At 66.8% G+C, this 11163-nt stretch carries 9 protein-coding genes; 5 read left to right on the plus strand and 4 right to left on the minus strand.

Translation table 11 applies throughout. The features are described from left to right. The first annotated feature begins 44 nt into the window (after positions 1–44). On the plus strand, positions 45–2042 hold the full coding sequence (locus AB4099_RS21340; protein ID WP_441479537.1) for a transcriptional regulator: 1998 nt from the start codon (positions 45–47) through the stop codon (positions 2040–2042). Positions 2043–2128: 86 nt separating this feature from the next. On the opposite strand, the gene AB4099_RS21345 is transcribed toward AB4099_RS21340, so the two are convergent. Beyond that, complete coding sequence (locus AB4099_RS21345; RefSeq protein ID WP_441479538.1) at positions 2129–2887, minus strand: sulfite exporter TauE/SafE family protein; 759 nt, start codon at positions 2885–2887, stop codon at positions 2129–2131. Between the two features lie 70 nt (positions 2888–2957). Further along, positions 2958–3197, minus strand: a complete 240-nt coding sequence (locus tag AB4099_RS21350) for a YjiS-like domain-containing protein (RefSeq protein WP_441479539.1) — start codon at positions 3195–3197, stop codon at positions 2958–2960. Between the two features lie 184 nt (positions 3198–3381). On the opposite strand from AB4099_RS21350, the gene AB4099_RS21355 reads away from it, so the two are divergent. Next, a complete protein-coding gene (locus AB4099_RS21355; protein WP_441479540.1) occupies positions 3382–4725 on the plus strand; it encodes an aminotransferase-like domain-containing protein in 1344 nt (447 codons plus the stop codon). 96 nt (positions 4726–4821) lie between these two features. Here the strand turns inward: AB4099_RS21355 and AB4099_RS21360 are convergent, their stop codons facing one another. Beyond that, positions 4822–5469, minus strand: coding sequence for a TetR/AcrR family transcriptional regulator (locus AB4099_RS21360; protein WP_113511473.1), 648 nt, complete (start codon positions 5467–5469; stop codon positions 4822–4824). A 112-nt stretch (positions 5470–5581) separates the two neighbouring features. Here AB4099_RS21360 and AB4099_RS21365 point away from each other — a divergent pair, with 112 nt between their 5' ends. Both AB4099_RS21365 and AB4099_RS21370 read left to right on the plus strand, forming a co-directional pair. Continuing rightward, positions 5582–6766 (plus strand): HlyD family secretion protein, encoded by a 1185-nt coding sequence (locus AB4099_RS21365; protein WP_441479541.1) that lies wholly within the window; start codon positions 5582–5584, stop codon positions 6764–6766. 36 nt (positions 6767–6802) lie between these two features. Continuing rightward, positions 6803–8401 carry an MDR family MFS transporter gene (locus AB4099_RS21370; protein ID WP_441479542.1) on the plus strand — a complete coding sequence of 533 codons (1599 nt, stop codon included), beginning with the start codon at positions 6803–6805 and terminating at the stop codon, positions 8399–8401. A gap of 46 nt (positions 8402–8447) precedes the next feature. Here AB4099_RS21370 and AB4099_RS21375 read toward each other — a convergent pair whose 3' ends face one another. Beyond that, the gene (locus tag AB4099_RS21375) at positions 8448–10217 is read right to left on the minus strand and encodes a hybrid sensor histidine kinase/response regulator (RefSeq protein ID WP_441479543.1); all 1770 of its coding nucleotides are present in this window, start codon (positions 10215–10217) and stop codon (positions 8448–8450) included. Positions 10218–10313: 96 nt separating this feature from the next. On the opposite strand from AB4099_RS21375, the gene AB4099_RS21380 reads away from it, so the two are divergent. Continuing rightward, a complete protein-coding gene (locus AB4099_RS21380; RefSeq protein WP_441479544.1) occupies positions 10314–11003 on the plus strand; it encodes a response regulator in 690 nt (229 codons plus the stop codon). Positions 11004–11163 lie beyond the last annotated feature (160 nt).

Raw genomic sequence — 11163 nt, forward strand, 5'->3', positions numbered from 1 at the left:
ATGGCGGGGGAGTTTTCCGCGTGGGAGCCACCGTTGGAGCGCCCATGGAATCACAGCGTTCCGATGCTGAATCTTCAAGGCCCGGGCTCGAGCTGCGGCTCCTCGGTCCGCTGAAGCTCCTGCGCGCCGGTGCGGCCGTGACGCTTCCGCCCTCGCGCAAGGTGCGGGCCCTGCTGGCCTATCTCGCGCTGGCGTCGCATCCGATCCCTCGCGAGCGGCTCTGCAGCCTGTTGTGGCAGGTGCCCGACGATCCGCGCGGCGAGCTGAGATGGAGCCTCAGCAAACTACGAGCGCTGGTCGACGACCCCGCTCATCGCCGCGTCTTGGCCTGCGATGACGGCATCGCGCTCGATCTCGCGGGCTGCGATGTCGATGTCCTGCGCCTGCTTGCGGCTGCCGAAGCTGGCTTCGGGCGGCTTGGCGACACGGAGCTGCAGTCGCTCACTGCCGCCGCGGAACACGAATTCCTGGAAGGCACCGAGCTCGCCCAGAGCATCGAGTTCGAACACTGGGTGGCGAGCCGCCGGAGCGAGTTCCGCTCGTTCGAGATCGCATTGGTGGCCGAGACGGCGCGCAGGGCAGCGAGGGGAACGGCAGCAGGCTGGGCCGCGGCCCGCAGGTGGATCGAGCTTTCGCCATTCGATATCGGCGCACACGCCCGGTTCCTGGCCGAACTCTACGATCGGCGCCTGATCGATGACTGCACCCGGCACCTCGAGAGGTCAGCCAGGAGTTTCGCGGCCGACGGCATCGATTTCGCGCCCATCGCGGCCGCCTGGAAGGAACTGAGGACGACGCCCGCGTCAGTCGCCGCGCAGGCCGCCGGCCATGAGACGACAGAGCCTTCGGCGCAGCGCCGGATTTCGGTCGCGATCATGCCGCTCCAGGAAGTGAGGTCGGACGGCATCGGCCCCGGTGATCTCGGCAACGCCCTGACCCATGACGTGATCAGCCGCCTGGCGCGCCTGCGGGGGCTCTTGGTCATTGCGCGCGGGTCGGTCTTCGCCATCGCACCGGAGCAGCTGGGATATCGCGAGATCGGCGAGCGGCTGGGCGTCCGCTATGTCGTCACCGGGCTGCTGGAGCGGCACGAGAGCGCCACCACCGCCGTCATCGAAGTCGTCGAGGCGGCGAGCGCGCATATCGTCTGGACGGACCGGTTCGAGGCCTCTTCGCTCGATCGGCTCGCCGTGCTCGACGAGATCGGCAACGGCATCGTTTCGGCGATCGCGTCGGAAATCGAGACCGCCGAGCGCAATCGCGCGATCCTGAGACCGCCGGAGTCGCTCGACGCGTGGGAAGCCTACCATCGCGGGCTCTGGCATATGTACCGCTTCACCGCCGCGGAAAATGAGCAGGCCGCGGAATTCTTCCGCCGCTCGGCGCAGCTCGACCCGACCTTTTCGCGCGCCCAGGCCGGCCTGTCGTTCACGCATTGGCAAAGGGCCTTCCAGCGCTGGGGCGAACGAAATGACGAAGTCCGACGGGCGATCGAAACCGCCGAGCAGAGCCTGTTGATCGACGAGCAGAATCCGGCCGCCCATTGGTCGATGGGTCGAGCCCTGTGGCTCGTCGACGATCAGGCCGAAGCCATCGGTGCGCTGGAACGGTCCGTGGTGCTCAGCCCGAATTTCGCGCTCGGGCATTACGCCCTCGCCTTCGTCCATTGCCAGGCGGGGGATCCGGAAACCGCGATCTCGGCGTCTGACCATTCCCGTCTGCTGAGCCCGCATGATCCCTTGCTGTTTGGCATTCTGGGCACGCGCGCGATGGCTCTGGTCAGGCTGGGCGCTTTCGCGGAGGCGGCGCAGTGGGGCGTGAAGGCCGCCGCGCGCCCCAATGCCCATGTCCATATCCTGGCCATCGCCGCACATTGCCTCGCGCTTGCCGGCCGCATCGAGGAGGCGCGCAACCACGTCGCACGCATCCATGCTCTCAGCCCGGGCTACCGCCTCGACGATTTCCTGAATACGTTCAGGTTCGAAGCGGACACCGAGATGCGCTACCGCAAGGCTGCGGCAGCGATCGGCCTGGCACCCTGAAGGCGCGAGCGGCAGAGAGAGTGGGACATGGCCGGCAACCTGACAGTCGCGGGCTGACTGCCGCAGCCGGCCTCGGAGGGGTGCGCTCAACCCAGGTATCCGGAGACACCGTCCCAGAGCAACTTTAGCGCGGTGACGACGAGCAAACCGTAGCAAGCACGATAGACCTGCCGCTGGTCGAGCGCACCGTGCAGCCGCCAACCCAGCCCGACGCCCAGGGGAATGGCAAGCAGGCACAACGCCATCAAGCTCCAGACATGGGCGCTCGGCTTCACCAGCAGCAGCCAGGGCACCAGTTTGGTCGCGTTGCCGACGGTGAAGAACAGGCTCGTCGTCCCCGCATAGACGTCCTTGCCGAGGCCGAGCGGCAGCAGATACATCGCCAGCGGCGGTCCGCCGGAATGGGCCACCATGGTGGTGACGCCTGAGGCGAGACCGGCCGTGATCGCCTTCGGCGTCGAACGTGGGCGGGTCCTGACCTCCGCGCCTCCAACAAGCCAGAGGCCGACGAAGATCAGGGTGGTCACCCCCATCGCGAGCGTGATGGTTCGGTGGTCGAGAAAGCGGAACAGCAGAAAGCCCGCCCCGATGCCGATCACGAGCCCCGGCAGGAGCAACACGAGATCCGGCTTCGACCAGGTCGAGGGCTTGAAGTAGCGCAGCGCGTACAGATCCATCGCGATGAACAGGGGAGCGAGCAGCCCGCCGGCGGTGACCGGGTCCATCACGAGCGACAACAGCGGAATGCCGATGATGGCGAAGCCGCCACCAAAAGCTCCCCGCATGAAGCCGATCAGGAAGACGCCGGCAAAGGCGACCAGGATCGTGGTAAGGGTCAGTTCCATGCGGCGGCCTCCGCAGGCAAGGCACGCCGATCTGCATCCGCGCAGGGGGTGATTGCGACCGGCGAGGCGATCATCGCCCCCTCTCCCGGCCGGACGGGGTGACGAGGCCGCGGACTGCGTCGTCGATCTCGCGCCGCGTCAGGCCGATATCCCGCAGCGCGGCGTCGTCGCAGTCACGAAGCCAGGCAATGGCGTCCCGACGGACGAAATAGCCGGCGATCCAATGGCAAGAAGCGCCGAGCAGTCGAAACACTGCGCCCGGCCGCTGCGCGACCGCAGGTCGGACAAGGGTCGAAGGAACAGCTGACATGTCCTGTCTCCAAGGGTTGCTCCGGGCCAATCCTCCGGGCCACACGATGCCGCCGCCGCAAGCGAGGGAGCTGCTTGCTCGTCGACCGCGAGAGCCCTCATGGCTCCGGTTCAATCGGGTTGATGCGGACAAAATGATCCGACATAATACTCCGAGCAATCGAAACATTGATCTCGGTGCAATAATGTCGAAATCCGACTATCTCAGGCTGGCCGACACGATCGCCGCGGAGATCGCTGCCGGCACGCTCAAGCCGGGCGACCGCCTGCCGCCGCAGCGCAGCTTCGCCTATGACCGCAAGATCGCCGTTTCGACCGCGAGCCGCGTCTATGCCGAGCTGCTGCGCCGCGGCCTCGTCGTCGGCGAAGTCGGCAGGGGCACCTTCATCTCGGGCGAGGCCAGGCGCGGCGTGGCAGCGCCTGGCGAGCCACATGGCAGCCGGATCGACCTCGAGTTCAATTACCCGATCCTTCCCGAGCAGACCGCGCTGATCGCCAGATGCCTGGAGGGCCTGGAAAATCCGGCCGCGCTCGATGCCGCCTTGAGGCAGGCAACCAGCACCGGGACGCCGGCGGCGAGAGGCGCCGCAGCCGCCTACCTGACGCAGGGCGCATGGTCCCCCTCGCCCGAACAGCTCGTATTCACCGGCAATGGTCGTCAGAGCATTGCCGCAGCGCTCGCGGCCGTCGTACCGACCGGCGGCCGTTGCGGCGTCGAGGCCCTGACCTACCCTTTCATCAAGGGCATCGCCGCCCGGCTCGGGATTTCGCTGGTGCCTCTGGCGATGGACGAAGGCGGCCTGCGGCCAGACGCGGTGCAAAAGGCGCATCGCGAGGCTCATCTCTCGGCCATCTATGTTCAGCCGGCGGTCCAGAATCCGCTGGGCATGACGATGAGCTCAGCACGCCGGACCGATCTGCTGCGCGTTGCCGAAACACTCGGCCTCCCCATCATCGAGGACAATGTCTACGGCTTCCTCGACGATGAGCCGCCGCTGGCCGCACGCGCGCCGGACACCTGCATCGTCATCGACAGCCTCTCCAAGAAGGTCGCGCCGGGCCTGACGCTGGGCTTCATCGTGCTGCCGCCGCGGTTGCGCGAAAGCGTGACGGCCTCGGTGCGTTCGGGCGGCTGGACCGCGACAGGTTTTGCGTTTGCAGCCGCACAGCGGATGCTGGGTGATGGCACTGTTGCCGAGCTTGCAAGATTGAAGCGCTTCGACGCGCGCGCGCGTCAGAGACTGGCGGCCGATCGTCTCTCGGGCTTCGACATCCAGACCAACGGAAAATGCTATCATCTCTGGCTGACGCTGCCGGCGCATTGGCGCTCGCAGGCTTTCGTCGCGGCGGCAGCCAGGCGCGACATTGCCCTGACGCCCTCGTCGACCTTTACCGTCAGCCCCGGCCACGCGCCGAACGCCGTCAGGCTGGCGCTGGCCTCTCCGACGATGGAACAGCTCGATACCGGTCTCAGCACATTGGCCGCGATGCTGACTGCCGGGGAGGACGATTTCGACTCGACGGAATGAGCCAAGTGCAGCCGCTCGTGCGCGTCCCGCATCCAGGAACCGGCAGGCAGGCGAGGCCCCTCTCCGCCAGATCTCGCCCCCTCAGATCTTGGCCCGTCAGATCCTGCAGCCGTTGTAGAACACCTCGGCGCATTGCCGGGCGCGAAGCGCGATCTCGTCACGATGCGGGGCGGCGCGCTGCCCCATCATGGCGGTTCGCTGCGGCTCCATGATCATCATGCCGCGCAGCATGCCCGATGCGATATGGACATCGTCGAGGCGAAGCGTGCCCTTGTCCTTCTGCCGCGTCAGCCAGGCCTCGATGACGCCGTTCACCGGCACGATCGCCAATTGGTAGAAAGCGCGCGCGACCTCCGGGAAACGCCCGCATTCGGCGATGACGAGCCGGTTGATGGCGATCGTCTCCGTGCTCAGCGTCAAGATGCCGAAGGCGAACAGGATGCGCTCCAGCGCCTCGCGCGGATCGAGCTCCTCGCCGACCTCGTCATCCAGATCGAGCAGGAAGCGGCTGATGCGAAGTCGGATCGTCGCCTCGAACAGCCCGGCCTTGGTCGGCACGAGCTTGTAGAGCGTCTTGGTCGAGACGCCGGCCTTGTCTGCCACTGCCTTGATATTCGTGCCGGCATAGCCGTTCGACTGGAACTCATGGTCCGCGGCCTCGACGATCAGGCGCATCGTCTCCTCGTCGGGCCTGGCCTGCGGCCGTCCGCGGCAGCGCTTCACCGTTTCGTGAATTTGTACCATGGCCGTTTTCCAAATTATCGTTGACACATCCAATCTAGGGATTATTTTAGAAAACATCAAGTTTCCAAATTGCAGGAACGGCCGACGGCCCAGACCTGCAGGAGATCAACAGATGAGCACGCATCAGGATCGGATTTCCGCCGAACGCGCCATTCCCGTCGCAGAGGCTGTGCCGGAGATCGTCGCAGAGAAGCTGGCCGAAGCGGCCGCCTCCCCCGCAGCACCCGTTCCGCCGAGGCGCAGGCTGCGTCAGGTGGTGCTTGCCGGTGTTGCCCTCGCGGCTCTCCTTGGCGCCGGTTCCTGGGGCCATGATTACTGGACGACCGGCCGTTTCGAGGTCTCGACCGACGACGCCTATGTCAAGGCGGACAGCACCACGATCGCCCCCAAGATCTCGGGCTATATCGGAGAGGTGCTGGTGCGCGACAACGAGCCGGTGAAGGCCGGCCAGGTCCTCGCCCGGATAGACGACCGCGACTTCCGCGTCGCGCTGGACCAGGCCAGGGCCGATGTCGCTGCTGCCCGCGCCGCCGTCGCCAGCAAGCAGGCCCAGCTCGACGCCCAGCAGTCGGTGATCGACACTGCCCGGGCGACCGTCGAGGTCGACAAGGCCAACCAGACCTTCGCCGAGCAGGACAATGACCGCTACACGAACCTGGCCAGGACCGGCTACGGCTCCGTGCAGAACGCCCAGGCCGCCGTCGCGAAGATTGCGGCTGCCCGTGCCGCAACCGACCGCGACACGGCCGCACTCGCCGCGGCGCAGAAGCAGGTCGACCTGATCAAGGCCGATCTCGCCCAGGCGCGCGCCACCGTCGCCCATGACGAGGCCGTGCAGCGCCAGGCCGAGCTCAACCTGTCCTATGCGGAGATCACGGCCCCGGTCGACGGCGTCGTCGGCAACCGCACGCTGCGCATCGGCCAGTACGTACAGGCCGGCACGCAGCTCATGGCGGTCGTGCCGCTGGCCGGCACCTATATCGTCGCGAATTTCAAGGAGACGCAGCTCACCGGGGTGAAGCCCGGCCAGGCGGTCGAGGTCGAGGTCGACATGTACCCAGGCGTCAAGGTCGAGGGCCATGTCGACAGCATCGCGCCGGCCAGCGGCCAGGAATTCGCCCTGCTGCCCCCGGACAACGCGACCGGCAACTTCACCAAGGTCGTTCAGCGCGTCCCGGTCAAGATCGTGCTCGACCCCGGCCATGGCCTGGCGGGTGATCTGCGCCCGGGCATGTCGGTCGTGCCGACGATCAACACCAAGATCTCGAACGGAAACATCGTGGCGGACGCGCGCTAACCCCTCCCGCGCGCCTGGCTTGCAAGGAGCTGGGCTATGTCGAACCCAACGCCGACTGCCGCCCTCCCCCCGCAGGCTCTCCCTGCGCAGGACAAGGCCAGCCTCTCCACCTGGATCGCGATCATCGCCGGCGCGATCGGCGCCTTCATGGCGATCCTCAATATCCAGATCACCAATGCCTCGCTGCTCGACATCGAGGGCGGCATCGGGACCGGCGTCGATAACGGCGCCTGGATATCGACCTCCTATCTGATCGGCGAGATCATCGTCATCCCACTGACGAGCTATCTGAGCCGGGTGTTCTCGTTCAAGCGCTACATGATCTGGAGCACGGTCGCCTTCGCGCTGTTCTCCATGGCCTGCGCCTTTGCCAGCACGCTTGGCCAGATGATCGCGCTACGCGGCCTGCAGGGTTTCGCCGGCGGCGTGCTCATCCCGATGGCCTTCACCATGGTGGTGACGCGCCTGCCGAAGTCGCAGCAGCCGATGGGCCTGGCGATGTTCGCGCTGGCCGTCACCTTCGCGCCCGCGATCGGCCCGACCATCGGCGGCTACCTGACCGAGAATTACGGCTGGCAGACCATCTTCTTCATCAACACCATCCCGAGCATCGCGATGGTGATCGCGCTCGCCTTCACGCTGGAAAACCAGCCCATGCAGCTCGGGCTGCTGCGCGAAGGCGACTGGGCGGGCATCGCCACGATGGCGATCGGCCTGTCGGCGCTGCAGACCCTGCTCGAGGAAGCCAACAAGGAAGACTGGTTCCAGTCGAGCTTCATCATCCGCCTCACCGCGATCGCGGTGGTGTTCCTGGCGGCCTTCATCTGGATCGAGCTCCGGGTCAAGAAGCCCCTCGTCGACCTCTCCTTGCTGAAGAACCGCAATTTCAGCGTCGGCACGATCGCCAATGTCCTCGTCGGCTTCGGCCTGTTCGGCTCGGTCTATGTGCTGCCGCAATATCTCGGCCAGGTGCAGGGCTATAATGCCGAGCAGATCGGCAAGGTGCTGGCCTGGACCGGGCTGCCGCAGCTTCTGCTGATCCCGCTCGTTCCGATGCTGATGAAGCGGTTCGACGTGCGCTACATCACCTTCGTCGGCATCTCGCTGTTCGCCGCCTCCTGTTTCATGAACACCCATATGTCGCTCGACTATTCCGGCGACCAGCTGTTCTGGCCCAATGTCGTGCGCGCCGTCGGCCAGTCCATGGTGATCACGCCGCTGACGGCGATCGCGATGATGAGCATCCAGCCGAAGGACGCCGCCAATGCGTCGGGCCTGTTCAACATGCTGCGCAATCTCGGCGGCGCGGTCGGCACCGCGGTGCTCGGCACGATCATCACCAAGCGCGAGCAGTTCCACTCCAACATCATTGGCCAGGCGGTCACGCCCTTCCGCGAGGAGGTCCGCACCCGCCTCGACCAGATGACGAACTACTTCATGGCGCATGGCATCTCCGACCATGCGGCCGCGCAGCAGCAGGCGGTCATCGCGCTCGGCAAGACGGTGAAGCGCCAGGCCCTGGTGCTCGGCTTCAGCGACACCTTCGCCGTCATCGGCATCATCCTGGTCCTCGCCGCCATCGTGGTCCTGTTCGCCAGGAAGGGCCAAAGCGGCGGTGCAGCGGCCGCGCACTGAAAGGCTGCGCGCTGCCGGCTGCAATTGCGGCTAGCGGGGGAAGCCTTCAGTCGGCCGCGTGGCCGGAGCCGGATTGCCGGATCGCCGCCTGCAGGGTTTCCGACGCGACGGGCTTGTGAAGCACGCGATACCCGGTCGCGTTCAGCTCCCGCAGCCGCTCCGGCATGGTGTCGCCGGTGACGATCAGCGCCCGGGCACGATATCCCAGTTCTCCCGTCAGACGTTCGACGGCCTCGCTGCCGGTCAGCCCCGCCTTGAGCCGATAATCGGCGATGATCAGGTCCACCCTGCCTGTGCCCGCCTCGGCATGGCGCCGGCAGAGTTCCTCGACATCCGTTCCGGCGATGGCCTCGTGGCCCCAGGCCGTCAACAGGCTGATAGTGGCGTCAAGCACCTGAGGATCATCGTCCAGCACCATGATGCGAAGACCGGGCGGGGAGCCCCGCTCCCGCGCCGGCGCGAGCCCCGAGGCCGGCGGATCGATTCTCGGAATCCGGACGGAGAAGGTCGAGCCCTTGCCGGGTGTGGACCGCAACCCGATGAGATGGTGGAGCAATGCCCCCAGCCGCCGAACGATGGCGAGACCGAGGCCCAGTCCCTGCTCGCGGTCGCGCTGCGGATTGTCGAGCTGGGTGAATTCCTCGAACACGGCCTGTTGCTGCTCCGATGGAATGCCCGGCCCGGTATCGACCACGAGGATCTCGATCTCCTCCCCGCGACGGCGGCTGCCGATCAGCACGCGGCTATCGGGTGCGTGACGCAGAGCGTTCGACAGGAGATTGTCGAGGATACGCCTGAGCAGCTCGGGATCGGTATCGCCCCAGGCATCGCCGGGCACCGCGCGCAGATCGATGCCGCGCTTGCGTGCCTGCGGCGCAAAGACCTCCTCCAGATCCGCCAGCATCCTGCCGAGATGAACCGGCTGCCGCCGCACCGGAACGAGGCCGGCATCGAGTTGCGACACGTCGATGAGGCCGTGCAGCAGCCCGCCGAGCGAACCGATGGCCGCCTCCAGCTTGTCGGCGATCCCACTGGCGTCATGGCTTCCGACAGCACCGCGCCGGGCAAGCGTTCCGAGCGTCGCGGCAAACAAGGCGAGCGCGTGGATCGGCTGTCGCAGGTCGTGGCTCGCCGCCGCGAGGAAACGCGTCTTGGCCTTGTCGGCAGCAGCGGCGCGGTCACGCTCGCGCTCGAGCCCGCGCACCAGCGCCAGATTCTCGAAACGCAGGGCGACCGTCTCCTTCAGGGTGCGGTAGGTGATCCGGCAGCAAAAGAGATAGGCTCCGATCAGGCAGAGCTGGAACAGGGCATAGACCGAATAGATCGCCCCCTCCTGCGTGAGACAGCGCAGGGCGAAAGGCAGGTGCATGGCGATCAGCAGGCCGATATAGGCCGGCGGATAGGCCGACAGGGACGGCACCGCTCCGCCGGACAAGCCGGTCAGCACGATGCAGACGAAGGCGATCAGATGCGGCTGCGTCGGTTCGAAGCCGAACCAGCCGAACGCTCCCCAGAGCAGGCTCGACAGGATCGACAGCACTGTGAAACGTCGGGCCCAGTTCGTCGCCCCGGCCTCGCCGTCAGTCCGCGCGAAATAACGCCGCGACAGCAGCAGGCGGGCTCCGGTGAGGAGATAGGTCGCGCCGATCCAGCCGATCAGCAGGCCGGCCGGCACCGCCTCGCGCATCACATAGGCGACGGGCCAGGGGATCACCAGGTTGGCGAGCAGGATCGAGCCGGACTGGCGATAGAGGAGTTCGACCAGAGCCGCGCGCAGATGCGGGCTCGTGTCGGGCGTCAGCGCCGGGGCCCGCATGGTTGCTCCTTCCTGCGCTGGCAAGCGCTCGCCGCGCAGGGGTGATGCCCCAGGGCCCGTAGCCAGCGACGCGCGCTCAAGGAATAGTCACGCATCATGATTCCTCGCCACACGTCCAGGACGCCGGCCGATCCAGCCGAAGAAACCGCCTGCCGCATCATTCTGGCCGACGACCACGCCCTGATCCGCGAAGGGCTGAAACTTCTGATCGCGGCTCAGCAGGATCGGGCCGTCGTGGGCGAGGCCGCGGATGGTGCAAGTCTTGCGGCAGTGCTGAAGGACAGGCCGGCCGAGCTTCTCGTGCTCGACCTGGGCATGCCCGGGCTGATGGGCCTGCGTTCCATCGCCGAGCTGCACCAGGCCTATCCGCACCTGAAGATCCTGATCCTGACCGCGAACACCGATCCGCAGATGGCCCAGGCGGCGCTGGCGGCGGGGGCCGACGGCTATGTCGTGAAGGGCAGCGATCTCGACGAGCTGTTCGACGCCCTCGACGCCCTGCAACAAGGCCGCCCCTATGTCAGCCTCCCGCCGCGTGACGCCGGGCTCCAGCAAGGGGCAAACGACGCGCGGGGCGGCGTCTCGTCCGTTGCGCTGACGCGACGGGAGAGTGAATTGCTGGCCCTGATCGCCGGTGGCGCCACGACCCGCGCTGTCGCCGTACGTCTTGGCATCAGTCCCCACACTGCCCGCAAGCACCGGGAGAACCTCATGCGCAAGCTCGATCTGCACAGCGCGACGGAACTTGCAGCCTATGCGGTGCGCGTCGGCCTGCCGGTCGGATGACGCGGCGCCGGACCGCCGCCAACGCAGCTGCGGTCCCCGAGCGCCCTGCCCGCCTGCCCTGTCGGGCATAGCCCGGCAGTCGCCGTGCGGGCCGTGACGGCTGCGTAGCCGGGGCTCCGTCAGCAGCAAGGCGGCAACAGAACGGCTTGAACGGACAATG

Origin of the sequence: Allobosea sp. 2KB_26, from assembly GCF_052115715.1 — a bacterium.
Lineage (GTDB): Bacteria > Pseudomonadota > Alphaproteobacteria > Rhizobiales > Beijerinckiaceae > Allobosea.